This is a genomic window from [Erwinia] mediterraneensis, assembly GCF_900604315.1.
In the GTDB taxonomy this organism is placed as follows: domain Bacteria; phylum Pseudomonadota; class Gammaproteobacteria; order Enterobacterales; family Enterobacteriaceae; genus Pantoea; species Pantoea mediterraneensis_A.
The window spans coordinates 3,571,916-3,585,607 of sequence record NZ_LR026978.1 but is presented as its reverse complement, the minus strand read 5'-3'; the positions used below and the strand labels follow the sequence as shown (position 1 = coordinate 3,585,607).

10 protein-coding genes are annotated in these 13,692 nt (G+C 51.2%); 8 read left to right on the top strand and 2 right to left on the bottom strand.

Annotation, left to right across the window (positions count from 1 at the left end; all coding sequences use genetic code 11):
- Nucleotides 1–59: 59 nt before the first annotated feature.
- The 4 genes from rssB (at nucleotide 60) to E0E17_RS16855 (ending at nucleotide 4,564) form a co-directional block, all read left to right on the top strand.
- The gene (rssB, locus tag E0E17_RS16870; protein ID WP_130835153.1) at nucleotides 60–1,076 is read left to right on the top strand and encodes a two-component system response regulator RssB; all 1,017 of its coding nucleotides are present in this window, start codon (nucleotides 60–62) and stop codon (nucleotides 1,074–1,076) included.
- 193 nt (nucleotides 1,077–1,269) lie between these two features.
- Nucleotides 1,270–2,178 carry a UTP--glucose-1-phosphate uridylyltransferase GalU gene (galU, locus tag E0E17_RS16865; protein ID WP_130835152.1) on the top strand — a complete coding sequence of 303 codons (909 nt, stop codon included), beginning with the start codon at nucleotides 1,270–1,272 and terminating at the stop codon, nucleotides 2,176–2,178.
- A gap of 23 nt (nucleotides 2,179–2,201) precedes the next feature.
- Nucleotides 2,202–3,542: a UDP-glucose dehydrogenase family protein gene (locus E0E17_RS16860; protein WP_130835151.1), complete on the top strand. Its 1,341-nt coding sequence runs from the start codon at nucleotides 2,202–2,204 to the stop codon at nucleotides 3,540–3,542.
- Between the two features lie 14 nt (nucleotides 3,543–3,556).
- Nucleotides 3,557–4,564, top strand: coding sequence for an NAD-dependent epimerase (locus tag E0E17_RS16855; RefSeq protein ID WP_130835150.1), 1,008 nt, complete (start codon nucleotides 3,557–3,559; stop codon nucleotides 4,562–4,564).
- A 111-nt stretch (nucleotides 4,565–4,675) separates the two neighbouring features.
- Here E0E17_RS16855 and hns read toward each other — a convergent pair whose 3' ends face one another.
- Complete coding sequence (hns, locus tag E0E17_RS16850) at nucleotides 4,676–5,083, bottom strand: histone-like nucleoid-structuring protein H-NS (RefSeq protein ID WP_130835149.1); 408 nt, start codon at nucleotides 5,081–5,083, stop codon at nucleotides 4,676–4,678.
- 460 nt (nucleotides 5,084–5,543) lie between these two features.
- On the opposite strand from hns, the gene tdk reads away from it, so the two are divergent.
- Nucleotides 5,544–6,176 carry a thymidine kinase gene (gene tdk, locus E0E17_RS16845; protein WP_130835148.1) on the top strand — a complete coding sequence of 211 codons (633 nt, stop codon included), beginning with the start codon at nucleotides 5,544–5,546 and terminating at the stop codon, nucleotides 6,174–6,176.
- 176 nt (nucleotides 6,177–6,352) lie between these two features.
- Here the strand turns inward: tdk and adhE are convergent, their stop codons facing one another.
- The gene (gene adhE, locus E0E17_RS16840) at nucleotides 6,353–9,040 is read right to left on the bottom strand and encodes a bifunctional acetaldehyde-CoA/alcohol dehydrogenase (protein ID WP_130835147.1); all 2,688 of its coding nucleotides are present in this window, start codon (nucleotides 9,038–9,040) and stop codon (nucleotides 6,353–6,355) included.
- A gap of 399 nt (nucleotides 9,041–9,439) precedes the next feature.
- Here adhE and E0E17_RS16835 point away from each other — a divergent pair, with 399 nt between their 5' ends.
- From E0E17_RS16835 to oppB, 3 genes are all read left to right on the top strand, one after another.
- Nucleotides 9,440–10,087, top strand: coding sequence for a YchE family NAAT transporter (locus E0E17_RS16835; RefSeq protein WP_130835146.1), 648 nt, complete (start codon nucleotides 9,440–9,442; stop codon nucleotides 10,085–10,087).
- A 946-nt stretch (nucleotides 10,088–11,033) separates the two neighbouring features.
- The gene (gene oppA, locus E0E17_RS16830; RefSeq protein ID WP_130835145.1) at nucleotides 11,034–12,674 is read left to right on the top strand and encodes an oligopeptide ABC transporter substrate-binding protein OppA; all 1,641 of its coding nucleotides are present in this window, start codon (nucleotides 11,034–11,036) and stop codon (nucleotides 12,672–12,674) included.
- 89 nt (nucleotides 12,675–12,763) lie between these two features.
- Complete coding sequence (gene oppB, locus E0E17_RS16825) at nucleotides 12,764–13,684, top strand: oligopeptide ABC transporter permease OppB (protein ID WP_130835144.1); 921 nt, start codon at nucleotides 12,764–12,766, stop codon at nucleotides 13,682–13,684.
- Nucleotides 13,685–13,692: the final 8 nt, after the last annotated feature.

Here is a 13,692-nt window from a genome sequence, read left to right as displayed (position 1 = left end):
AAAGGCGCAACTGCGTTTTATGAACCACTATTGATTTATCTGGTACGCAGGGGGAAAGAATGGAAAAACCACTAATCGGCAAAAAGATACTCATTGTCGAAGATGAGGCCATTTTCCGTTCATTACTGGAAAATTTTCTACTGGCGTTGGGCGCAACCACGCTGTTAGCCGGGGATGGTCTGGAAGCCATCGCCCGGTTGCAGACGACGGCAGTAGACCTGGTCATTTGCGATCTTGAAATGCCGCGCATGAACGGCATCAAGTTTGTTGAGCATATTCGCACCCGGGGCAACAGTGTGCCGATCCTGGTGATCTCAGCCACGCAAAACATGGCTGATATTGCGTATGTGCTGCGTCTGGGAGTGCAGGATGTCCTGCTCAAACCGCTCAAAAATCTCGAACGCTTCCGTGAAGCGGTCTATGAGTGCCTTTATCCTTCGATGTTTACTTCCAAAGTGGAAGAGGATGAGCAACTCTTTCAGGACTGGGACGCGCTGGTGCGCGATCCTACCGCCGCCGCGAAGCTGTTGAAGCAGTTACAACCCCCGGTGCAACAGACCATTGCCAGCTGTCGCGTCAACTACCGGCAGTTAACCATGGCGGAACAGCCGGGCCTGGTGCTGGATATTGCCGCATTGTCAGAAAAAGATCTCGCGTTCTACTGCCTCGACGTCACGCGTGCTGGCGATAACGGCGTTCTCGCCGCTTTGCTGCTGCGCGCGCTGTTTAATGGTCTGTTGCAGGAGCAGCTGTCGGGACAAAAACAGCGCCTGCCGGAATTAAACGGTTTATTGCGTCAGGTAAATTTATTATTGCGTCAGGCCAACCTCAAGGGTCAGTTTCCCTTACTGGTCGGTTATTACCATCGCGGTACAAAAAATCTGATTTTAGTTTCCGCCGGTTTAAACGCCACGTTGCACATTAATGCACAGCAGATTCAACTCAGTAATGGCGTTCCGCTCGGTACTATGGGGAACACCTATCTTAATCAAATCAGTCAGCGCGCTGACAACTGGCAATGTCATGTCTGGGGTGCCGGGGGCAGGCTGCGACTGATGTTATCGGCTGAATCTTAAGCAAAAAACTTTTATTTACTGACGTGCTGGAGACAGGGCCAATTCTACGCTTTACACTTGGGTAATAGTCTTAAATTCGACGGATTAAGTCCATCCAGGATAAATCCGTCTGATGGTAACTGATATACTCATTTCGTTTTTTAAATCGACATATCAAGTAGTAACTTGAACGGCCTATGAGAGAGGTATCTTGATGTCTGCCTATAAGTCTAAAGTAAAAAAAGCGGTAATCCCGGTAGCAGGTTTGGGTACGCGTATGCTGCCCGCTACCAAAGCTATTCCTAAAGAAATGTTACCGCTGGTTGATAAGCCGTTAATTCAGTATGTCGTTAACGAATGTATCGCCGCGGGTATTAATGAGATTGTGCTGGTTACACACTCGTCGAAAAACTCGATTGAAAACCATTTTGATACCAGTTTTGAACTGGAAGCGATGCTGGAAAAACGCGTTAAGCGCCAGCTGCTGGACGAAATTCAGTCTATTTGCCCGCCGCACGTCACCATTATGCAGGTTCGTCAGGGCATCGCAAAAGGTCTTGGTCACGCTGTTATGTGCGCGCATCCGCTGGTTGGCGATGAGCCGGTCGCGGTGATCCTGCCCGATGTGATCATTGATGAATATGAATCCAATCCCACCAAAGACAACCTGGCGGAGATGCTTTCCCGTTTTGAAGAGACGGGCCGTAGCCAGATCATGGTTGAGCCGGTTGCCGATGTCACCGCCTATGGTGTGGTTGACTGCCAGGGCGCAGAGCTGAATCCTGGCGACAGCGCGCCGATGGTTGGCGTGGTTGAAAAACCGAAAGCGGCAGAAGCACCTTCTAACCTCGCCGTGGTTGGACGTTATGTTCTCTCTGCGGATATCTGGCCACTGCTGGCGAAAACGCCTCCGGGAGCTGGCGGCGAAGTTCAGTTAACCGACTCTATCGCCATGCTGATGGAAAAAGAAACGGTTGAGGCCTATCACCTGAAAGGTGTCAGCCACGACTGTGGTAACAAACTCGGCTACATGCAGGCTTTTGTTGAGTACGGCGTGCGTCACCCGGTGCTGGGCAAAGATTTTACGCAGTGGCTCGAAAGCACGGTCGACAGCAAAAAGTAACTCATTAAAAACAGGATAACTTAATGAAAGTCACTGTATTTGGTATCGGCTATGTCGGTCTGGTTCAGGCTGCGGTGTTGGCCGAAGTCGGACATGACGTTCTCTGTATTGATGTCGATGAAAATAAAGTCGAGAACCTGAAAAAAGGCATCATCCCGATTTACGAACCAGGCCTGACACCGCTTGTGATGTCTAACTATGAAGCGGGTCGCCTGCAGTTCACTACCAATGCGGAAGAAGGGGTGAAGCACGGCGTGATGCAGTTTATCGCCGTGGGTACGCCGCCTGATGAGGATGGCTCCGCTGACCTCAAATATGTCACTGCGGTGGCGCGTACAATCGCGCAGCACATGGACAGCCATAAAGTGGTGATCGATAAATCTACGGTTCCGGTTGGCACCGCAGATAAAGTGCGTACGGTAATGAATGAAACCCTGCGCGCGCGCGATGCCAACATCAGCTTCGATGTGGTTTCTAACCCGGAATTCCTCAAGGAAGGGGCTGCGGTTAATGACTGCATGCGTCCTGAGCGTATCGTGGTAGGTACGGACAACGAAGAGGTGGTTGAGCTGCTGCGTGAGCTTTACGAGCCGTTTAACCGTAACCACGATCGTATGATCCTGATGGATATTCGTAGTGCTGAGCTCACCAAGTATGCGGCTAACTGCATGCTGGCAACCAAAATCAGCTTTATGAATGAGATTTCTAATCTGGCAGAGCGTCTGGGTGCGGATATTGAAAAGGTGCGTCAGGGCATCGGTTCAGACTCCCGTATCGGCTATCACTTCATCTATCCTGGCTGCGGCTACGGGGGCTCCTGCTTCCCGAAAGATGTGCAGGCGTTAATTCGTACTGCTGAATCGATTGGCTACAAGCCACGCTTGCTACAGGCTGTAGAAGATGTCAATGACAGCCAGAAAAACAAGCTGCCTGAGTTTATCAAGCGTCATTTTGGCGAAGACCTGAGCGGAAAGACCTTTGCGCTGTGGGGACTGGCCTTTAAACCCAATACGGACGATATGCGTGAAGCTTCAAGTCGCGTGCTGATGGAAGCGCTGTGGCAAGCAGGTGCAACCGTACAGGCGTTCGATCCGGAAGCGATGGATGAAGCGCAGCGTATCTATGGTCATCGCAGCGATCTTAAGCTGATGGGAACGAAAGAGGCAGCGCTGCAGGGTGCAGACGGTCTGGTAATCTGTACGGAATGGCAGAATTTCCGTGCGCCTGATTTCGACATTGTTAAAAACTCACTGAAAGAACCCGTGATTTTTGATGGTCGTAACCTGTATGATCCAGAGCGTATGAGCAGACGCGGATTCGTTTATTATGCAATCGGCCGCGGAGCGTCCATTAATATTGCATAATTGATGAGGGATTTATGAACTTTCTGGTAACCGGCGCCGCAGGATTTATTGGTTTTCATGTCAGCCAACGTCTGTTGGCCGCCGGTCACCAGGTTGTTGGTCTCGACAACCTGAATGATTATTACGACGTTACGCTTAAACAAGCCCGTCTGGATCAGATTAGCCACTATCCCGACTTCCACTTCGTTCATGCTGACTTAGCCGATCGTCAGGCGATCGCTTCCCTGTTTCAGCAATACCCGATTCAGCGTGTTATCCATTTAGGCGCGCAGGCAGGGGTACGCTATTCCATTGATAATCCGCACGCCTATGCAGATGCTAATCTCATCGGGCATCTGAATATTCTGGAAGGGTGTCGCCAGCATAAAGTCGAGCATTTACTGTACGCCTCTTCCAGCTCGGTTTATGGCCTGAATCGTAAAATGCCTTTTTCGACTGATGACAGTGTGGATCACCCGGTATCACTTTATGCAGCGACAAAGAAAGCCAATGAATTGATGTCGCACACTTACTCACATCTTTATAATTTGCCCACCACCGGATTACGTTTCTTTACTGTCTATGGTCCCTGGGGCCGTCCGGATATGGCGTTGTTTAAATTTACTCGTGCGATAATCGCAGGAGAAAACATCGACGTTTATAACAACGGGCAAATGAAGCGCGACTTTACCTATATTGATGATATTGCCGAAGCGATAGTGCGATTACAGGATGTGATCCCACAAAAAGATGAAAACTGGACGGTTGAAACGGGTTCACCGGCAACCAGTTCGGCACCATATCGGGTTTATAACATTGGTAACAGTCAACCGGTGACCTTAATGGCTTATATTGAAGCTCTGGAAAAGGCGCTGGGAACCACAGCGAAAAAAAATATGCTGCCCATGCAGCCGGGCGATGTGCTGGAAACCAGTGCTGATACCCAGGCGTTATACAACGCTATCGGCTTCAGGCCGCAAACCAGCGTAGCAGAGGGTGTACAACGCTTTGTCGACTGGTATCGTCAGTTCTACCATGTTTAACGTGACGTAAAAAAGGAAGCCTGAGGCTTCCTTTTTTTCCTGATGTTAACGACAACATGTCAAAACCTCTCCCTGGCTAAGCTGACCTGATGAAGCACATGACTGGCAGGTTTACAGCAGGAAGTCTTCCAGCTTTTTACCTTGCTCTTCGATTGCTTTTTTAATCACTGCGGGAGTACGGCCCTGACCGGTCCAGGTCTGCGTTTCACCATTTTCGTTGGTGTACTGATATTTCGCCGGACGCGCAGCACGTTTCGCTTTGGTGGTGGTTTTGGTTTCAGCTAATGACTGCAGTAATTCGTTGGGATCGATTCCGTCAGCAATCAGCATTTCACGATACTGGGCTAATTTACGAATGCGCTCTTCATTTTCTGCCTGAGCATGAGACTCTTCTTCGCGGCGTTCATTAACCACGACTTCAAGTTTTTCCAGCATTTCTTCCAGCGTTTCCAGTGAACATTCTCTGGCTTGCGCGCGCAATGTACGGATATTATTAAGAATTTTAAGTGCTTCGCTCATTGTCCTAATCTCTGAATATTATGGTGGGAGAATTGTTCTGCCCGCTAATAATAGTGGTGGCATAAAAGAACTTCAATAGTTAAGTGGGCGGGAAAGTAAAAAGCGCAAAAAGAGTAAACAGCGCCCGCTATTTTATGAAAATTTACAACTAACATTTATTAGTTATCTCTGCCTTTTTCTTTTAAGTGCTGAGGCGTGAGTGATAGTGAAAATCAGGGGGGGAATTAAAGGCGGGCGGCAGTAATTCAGAAAATAGTGATGAAAAAAACAACGTGCTGGCATATTTTTTTTGTGGGTATTCATTAACTTTCTGGCTGGTGACAGAAAAACCGTGCGCTAACCTTGCTGTTTTGCTTCTCTTTTGTGCGTTTCTTCGTGAATAAAGCACTCCGGCGTGCGCTGCGCTTTATGATAAACTTCGTGCCAACAAATTTATACATCTCAATGAGAGCGTTGCGCGATGGCACAGCTGTATTTTTATTACTCCGCGATGAACGCCGGTAAATCAACGGCTTTATTGCAGTCTTCTTATAATTATCAGGAACGGGGCATGCGCACGCTGGTCTATACGGCCGAAATTGACGACCGATTCGGTAGCGGCAAAGTCAGTTCGCGTATTGGCCTTTCTTCTCCGGCATCGCTTTTTAATAGCGCCACAGATATTGCCGCTGACATTGCCGCAGCGCATGCGCACCAGAGCGTTCATTGCGTGCTGGTTGATGAGAGTCAGTTTCTTACTCGTGAGCAGGTAAAAGGGCTTTCCGACGTAGTGGATGAACTCGATATTCCCGTGCTCTGTTACGGTTTACGTACCGATTTCCGCGGCGAGCTCTTTACCGGCAGCCATTATCTTCTGGCGTGGGCAGATAAACTGGTTGAACTCAAAACCATCTGTCATTGCGGACGTAAGGCGACCATGGTTCTGCGTCTCGACAGTGAGGGCAAACCCTTCAGCGAGGGGGAGCAGGTGGTGATCGGGGGTAATGAGCGTTATATTTCCGTCTGCCGCAAACACTATAAGCAGGCCATAGAAGAGGGCAGTTTGCAGCCGGTTCACAGTGCCGGCGTCTCTACTTCCGGTGAACAGGGCTGACGAGCTACGGCGTGCAACGCCGCAGTGATGCGGACGGGCGAGTGGGCAGAAAGAGGAGCAGACAGGCGCGCTCTGCTGCGGTAAAGCGCGCCTCTACAGACAAAACCCGGCAGTGCCGGGTTCGGGGAGCGCCAGGAAGAGCCTCCCCCTGACGCTGGGGGGCTACTGCAGGCGCTTTACGCTTTGGTGGTGTTTTTGTCCGCTTTTTCGCGCTTTACCGGCGGGACAAGAGCAACCTCAGCTTCAGTCGCAAAGGGCTCGACAAATTTCCGCCCGTAAAAGCTGTCCAGCATAATCTGTTTCAGCTCGGTAATTAACGGATAGCGCGGGTTGGCGCCGGTACACTGGTCATCAAAGGCGTCATCCGCCAGTTTATCGACCTTCGCCAGAAAATCCGCTTCCTGCACGCCTGCTTCACGGATTGATTGCGGAATTCCCAGCGCGGTTTTCATCTCCTCCAGCCATGCCAGCAGTCTCTCGATTTTCTGTGTGGTACGATCGCCAGGGGCGCTTAAACCCAGGTGATCTGCAATTTCGGCATAACGGCGGCGCGCCTGCGGGCGATCATACTGACTGAACGCGGTCTGCTTGGTCGGGTTGTCGTTAGCATTGTAGCGAATGACGTTGGCAATCAGCAGGGCATTGGCCAGACCGTGCGGGATATGAAATTCTGAGCCCAGCTTGTGCGCCATGGAGTGACACACTCCCAGGAAGGCGTTGGCAAAAGCGATACCGGCAATGGTTGCGGCGTTATGCACGCGTTCGCGCGCTACCGGATTTTTTGCACCATCCCGATAGCTGGCGGGCAGGTTCTCTTTCAGCAGTTTCAGCGCCTGTAATGCCTGTCCATCAGAATACTCATTCGCTAATACCGACACATAAGCCTCAAGTGCATGGGTGACCGCATCCAGACCGCCAAAGGCGCACAGGGAACGCGGCATGTTCATTACCAGATTGGCATCAACGATGGCCATATCAGGCGTCAGGGCATAATCCGCCAGCGGATATTTCTGGCCGGTAGCATCATCGGTCACCACCGCGAAGGGGGTAACTTCAGAGCCGGTGCCGGAAGTCGTTGTGATGGCAATCAGACGTGCCTTCACGCCCATTTTTGGGAATTTATAGATGCGTTTACGGATATCCATAAAGCGCAGCGCCAACTCTTCAAAATGGGTTTCAGGATGTTCATACATCACCCACATAATTTTCGCGGCATCCATCGGCGAGCCGCCACCCAGCGCGATAATCACATCAGGCTTAAAGCTGTGCATCTGGGCGGCCCCTTTACGTACGATGCTCAGGGTGGGATCGGCTTCCACCTCAAAGAACACCTCTGTTTCGATGCCGTGCGCCTTCAGCACGCGCGTCACCTGATCCGCATAGCCATTATTAAAGAGGAAACGGTCAGTAACGATAAAGGCACGTTTTGCGCCATCGCTGGCCACTTCCTCCAGCGCGACGGGCAGGGAGCCACGACGGAAATAGATCGATTTCGGGAGTTTGTGCCACAACATATTTTCAGCTCGCTTGGCCACGGTTTTCTTATTGATCAGGTGTTTCGGGCCGACGTTTTCAGAAATGGAGTTGCCGCCCCAGGAGCCGCAACCCAGCGTCAGCGAAGGGGCCAGTTTGAAATTATACAGGTCGCCAATGCCGCCCTGTGAGGCCGGGGTATTGATCAGAATACGCGCGGTTTTCATTTTGTCGCCAAAGTAATGCACGCGCTCGCGCTGATTATCCTGGTCAGTATAAAGGCAGGAGGTATGGCCGATACCGCCCATCGCAACCAGTTTTTCCGCTTTCTCAACGGCATCTTCAAAGGTGGTGGCGCGATACATCGCCAGCGTCGGCGACAGCTTTTCATGGGCAAAGGGCTCCGACTCGTCAACCCGTTCAACTTCACCGATCAGAATTTTTGTGGTATCCGGCACGCTGATGCCTGCCAGCGCCGCGATTTTTATCGCAGGCTGACCGACAATCGCTGCGTTAAGCGCGCCGTTTTTCAGGATCACATTCTGCACCGCCTGTAATTCCTGTCCTTGTAGCAGATAACCGCCATGACCGGCGAAACGCTCGCGAACAGCATCGTAGACGCTATCCACCACAATCACTGATTGTTCAGAGGCGCAGATCACGCCATTATCAAAGGTTTTGGACATCAGAATCGACGCCACGGCCCGTTTGATGTCGGCGCTTTCGTCAATCACCACCGGCGTATTACCGGCACCAACGCCTATTGCGGGCTTACCGGAACTGTAGGCCGCTTTCACCATGCCCGGGCCACCTGTGGCCAGGATCAGATTGATATCCGGATGGTGCATCAGTTGATTTGACAGTTCAACGGAGGGCTCATCGATCCAGCCGATAATATCTTTCGGCGCGCCAGCAGCGACGGCAGCCTGCAGTACAATGTCAGCGGCTTTGTTGGTGGCGTTTTTGGCGCGCGGGTGCGGGGAGAAAATGATAGCATTACGGGTTTTCAGGCTGATCAACGCTTTAAAAATAGCGGTAGAAGTGGGGTTGGTGGTCGGCACAATGCCGCAAATGACCCCTACCGGCTCGGCGATGGTCAGGGTGCCGAAGGTATCGTCACTGGCCAGCACGCCGCAGGTCTGCTCATCTTTATAGGCGTTATAGATATATTCGGAAGCGAAGTGGTTTTTGATGACCTTGTCTTCCACAATCCCCATGCCGGATTCGGCAACCGCCATTTTCGCCAGAGGAATACGGGCATCGGCAGCGGCGAGGGCTGCCGCGCGGAAAATCTTATCAACCTGTTCCTGAGTGAAGCTGGCATACTCACGCTGGGCATGTTTCACACGTTCAACCAGCGCATTAAGTTCAGCGACATTTGTAACGGCCATGATGCTCTCCTGAAGGAAATTAAACTCTTTTAGTAAACATGCCCGCTCAGTCGTCACATTGCATAACAGGAGGGCGGGAAAGTTTTCCGTTTACTGAAAGGGTTTGCGGCTCGTCAGCATGGAAATTGCGCCTGAAACGTTTTCGTTACAAAAAGAGTATCGGGTTTAGCTGTGGGGGAGCTTGATGTAGATCAATTTTTGTGCAAGCTGACTCGTTTCAGTTGCGGTTTTTTCACGAGGCGAAGCGGGGGATTGTGCTCAGCAAAGCAAGGTGGCAACAACAGCGAGCAGAGCGAAAATTAAGCAGGGCATTTCACTCTGTTTTAACAATGGTGCTGGCTCGACTGCCGCTTTTGCACTACATTATGCGCGAAATTTCCTGGCGTGACGGAGCTCTCTTTGAACCCAGCTATTCTGGATTTATCAGGTTACATTAAGTTTTTTATCGGCCTGTTTGCACTGGTTAACCCGGTGGGCATTATTCCGGTTTTCATCAGCATGACCAGCTATCAGGCGGTCGCCGAAAGAAATAAAACCAACATGACGGCGAACCTTGCCGTCGCCATCATTCTCTGGACCTCGTTGTTTTTAGGCGATGCTATTCTGCGCCTGTTTGGCATCTCGATAGATTCTTTCCGCATCGCCGGAGGTATTCTGGTGGTCACCATCGCCATGTCGATGATCAGCGGTAAACTGGGTGAAGATAAACAGAATAAACAGGAGAAATCGGAGACGGCCATTCGTGAAAGCATTGGCGTGGTGCCTCTGGCACTGCCATTGATGGCCGGACCGGGAGCTATCAGCTCGACCATTGTCTGGAGCACGCGTTACCATAGCTGGCTGAATCTGCTGGGTTTCAGTCTGGCTATCGCTATTTTTGCCTTTTGCTGCTGGCTGCTTTTCCGCGCTGCTCCGCTGATGGTACGGGTACTGGGCCAGACGGGCATTAACGTCATTACGCGTATCATGGGATTATTGTTGATGGCGTTGGGCATTGAATTTGTGGTCACCGGCATAAAAGCCACCTTCCCCGGTTTGCTGAATTAAACCGGCTGGGTAGCTCCACTTATTTTTTCTTACAAATCTTATTTTGACCCTTTATGGTGCAATCAGGGCAAACTGATGCACCATAACAAGGACACTATTCACGTTGCTTAATAGCGCGATGTCATTATCAGCGCCATTACTGGCGTGCCTCCCCTGGCGTCATCTTGCGCCTGACAATGTGATAATTATCACAAGATAAAATGCTACTTTCCAGGAATCATCTGGCGTATTTAGCGCCGGATGCCTGAAATGACGGTTTTTTTATGATGAATATCCCTCATGTGAAAACATTATGTGAACAAATCAGGGGTCACAAAGCTGCCTGTCTGTCTGCCGGGTACTGGTTAAAACCAACGCCTAAAAATCAATGTGTTAACTGATATTTTGGTGCGAAAATTAACACTTTCCCCCTGACAAAAGTCGTGATAAAAGAGAATTAGTTAACATTATGGTTATTTTTGTTTTGCTACCCAGGGAAATGTTCTGTTAATTTTCTCCGCACTGAAATTTTTCAGGGTAGAAAGTAAAACGAGTACGGATTTTGCTTACTTACTTTCTGGATGGTGTTTAAAGCCTGGCGTTTTTTTAATGAGATGGCGAAACGCGCGACAACGCTCTCCTTTACATAAAACCGCAGCGGCAGCGTAATCCCTGTTTATCACTGAATGCTCTGCTCACCGCCTCTCCCTGGTGCCATGGATAAAGCGCAGGGCAGGCAGCGAGATCCGGCGTGCGTTGCGGGGAGAGAGCCGTTCGACAAGCGGACAGATCAGGTAACTTTACGCGACGGGCATACCTGACGAGACAGCCAGGATGCACGTTGTGATGGCAAGACCCCTGCAGGGGTTAATACGCTTCCTGTGTAACACAGCAGTAAGCGTCCCGGAAACGGGGGACGCCGCAGCGCGACTGGCTGCGGTGATTATAAAAAAACTGGAGTGTAATAATGACCAACATCACGAAAAAGAGCCTGCTGGCCGTCGGCGTTATGGCGGCGCTGAGCACCCTGGCAGGCAACCCTGTTCTGGCCGCGGACGTTCCCGCTGGCGTGGAACTGGCAGCAAAGCAGGAACTGGTGAAGGGCAACGGCGATGAAATTCAGTCGCTGGACCCGCATAAAATTGAGGGCGTGCCGGAATCAAATGTAAACCGCGATCTGCTGGAAGGGCTGGTGATCAGCAACACGCAAGGGCATCCGGTACCGGGCGTGGCGGAAAGCTGGGACAATAAAGATTTCAAAGTCTGGACTTTCCATCTGCGCAAAAATGCCAAATGGTCGAACGGCGAGCCGGTCACCGCGCAGGACTTCGTTTACAGCTGGCAGCGTCTGGCGGATCCGAAAACCGCATCCCCCTATGCCAGCTATCTGCAATATGGTCATCTGCTGAATGTGGATGACATCATCAGCGGCAAGAAAAAGCCTTCTGAACTGGGCGTCAAAGCCATTGACGATCACACGCTGGAAGTGACGCTGAGCGAGCCGGTGCCTTATTTCTTTAAACTGTTGATCCATCCTTCCATGTCGCCGGTCTACAAACCTGCCATTGAGAAAGCGGGCGATCAATGGACGCAGCCGCAAAACTGGGTGGGTAACGGCGCCTTTAAACTGGAATCGCACGTGATTAACGAACGTATTGTGCTGGTGCGTAACCCGCAATACTGGGACAACGAACATACCGTGCTGGATAAAGTCACCTTTCTGCCGATCCCGTCTGAGGTCAGTGACGTCAACCGTTACTTCTCAGATAACGGCAGCGATATGACCTACAACAATATGCCGATCGAGCTGTTCAAAAAGCTGCAGCGCGACAACGGTAAAGAGTTGCATGTTGATCCTTATCTCTGCACCTATTATTACGAAATCAATAACCAGAAAGCGCCGTTCACCGATCCGCGCGTGCGTGCGGCACTGAAGCTGGGTATCGATCGTGACATCATCGTAAATAAAGTGCTAGCCCAGGGCCAGGTGCCTGCCTACAGCTATACGCCGCCTGCTACTGACGGGATAGAGCTACTGCCGCCGGACTGGTTCAAATGGTCACAGGAAAAACGTAACGAAGAAGCCAAAAAGCTGCTGGCGGAAGCGGGCTACACGGCTGACAAGCCGCTGACCTTTAACCTGCTCTATAACACCTCAGATCTGCATAAAAAGCTGGCGATTGCGGCTTCTTCCATCTGGAAGAAAAATCTGGGCGTTAACGTTAAACTGGAAAACCAGGAGTGGAAAACCTATCTGGATACCCGTCATCAGGGCAACTTTGATGTGGCGCGTGCCGCCTGGTGTGCAGACTATAACGAACCCACTTCGTTCCTGAATACCATGCTTTCTGACAGCAGCAACAACACCTCGCATTATAAGAGCGACGCCTTTGATAAAGCGCTGCACGCTGCGCTGGGCGCAGCAGACGATAAAGCGCGTGCGGCTGACTATCAGCAGGCTGAGCAGATTCTGGATAAAGATTCCGCTATCGTACCGGTCTATTACTATGTGAACGCGCGCCTGGTGAAACCCTGGGTAGGCGGTTACACCGGGAAAGATCCGCTCGATAACGTCTATGACAAGAACCTGTATATCATTAAGCATTAATAGCAGACGGGCTTATTGACACTGGCGGCGCTCGCGCCGCCTTTTCGCTCTTTTCACATAGGTGAAACAACGGCCTGGTAGGTATGGCAATGTTAAAATTCATTCTGCGTCGTCTTCTGGAAGCGATTCCGACGCTCTTTATTCTGATTACCATCTCGTTCTTTATGATGCGTCTGGCACCGGGCAGCCCGTTCAGCGGGGAACGTACGCTGTCGCCAGAAGTGATGGCCAATATCGAAGCCAAATATCATCTGAACGATCCCATCGGCAAACAGTATGTTGACTATCTGATTCAGCTGGCGCATGGCGATTTCGGCCCGTCGTTTAAATACAAAGATTATTCCGTTAACTATCTGGTCGGCCATGCGTTTCCGGTTTCCGCCAAACTGGGGCTGGCAGCCTTTATCCTGGCGGTGGTTCTCGGCGTCACTGCGGGAGTGATCGCTGCGCTGCGGCAAAACAGCCTCTGGGATTATATGGTGATGGGGGTGGCGATGACCGGGGTGGTGATCCCCAGTTTTGTCGTGGCGCCGTTACTGGTGCTGATTTTTTCTATCAGTCTGCGCTGGCTGCCCGGAGGCGGCTGGAACGGCGGACAGTGGCAGTTTATGCTGCTGCCGATGGTGGCGCTCTCCCTGGCTTATATCGCCAGTATCGCGCGTATCACCCGCGGCTCCATGATTGAAGTGATGCACTCGAACTTTATTCGTACCGCGCGAGCCAAAGGCTTGCCGCTGCGCCGCATCGTGCTGCGCCATGCGCTGCGACCCGCATTGCTGCCGGTGATCTCTTATATGGGCCCGGCTTTTGTTGGCATTATTACCGGCTCCATGGTGATTGAATCCATTTATGGTCTGCCAGGCATTGGTCAGCTCTTCGTGAATGGCGCCCTGAACCGCGACTATTCACTGGTGATGAGCCTGACCATTCTGGTGGGGGTCCTGACCATTCTGTTTAACGCGATTGTCGACGTCCTGTACGCGGTGATCGATCCGAAAATTCGTTACTGATTCTGGAG